The organism is Delftia sp. DLF01 (assembly GCF_014852125.1).
Classification (GTDB): Bacteria; Pseudomonadota; Gammaproteobacteria; order Burkholderiales; family Burkholderiaceae_C; genus Comamonas; species Comamonas acidovorans.
Genome location: NZ_JACVAZ010000018.1, coordinates 1 through 353 on the forward strand (window position 1 = coordinate 1; position 353 = coordinate 353).

Here is a 353-nt window from a genome sequence, read left to right on the forward strand (position 1 = left end):
TCTTGCTGCATGTCCCTCGGCATGGCGTCGAGCATGGTTTGAATCAGGGCCAGGGCTGGCGTGTGGTTGGGGTCGTCCGGGTCGGGCAGGCCTGCGGTGATGGCTTGCACCAGCAGGTGGGGCTCGTCTTGGGGGTCGCCGCTGGCCGTGGTGCTCAGGCACACCAGGGGCGTGAAGCTGCCCGGTTCGTAGATGGTGTGGTCTATGTGGCGGGTGTCGTCGCCATGCTGCAGGCGTTCGGTGTGGATGAGGCGGTCGCCGTCCCAGCCGTAGTAGTGGGTGCGGGTGGATTCTGTGGAGTCCGCGCTTTCCACTTGCTGCTTGAGCCTGCGGCCCAGGGCGTCGTAGGTGTA

Annotated in this window: 1 protein-coding gene; it reads right to left on the reverse strand. The window is 66.0% G+C overall.

Annotated features, from left to right (window positions below; translation table 11 throughout):
• On the reverse strand, positions 1 to 353 hold a 353-nt coding region (locus IB269_RS28940), incomplete at both ends, for a hypothetical protein (protein WP_192368955.1).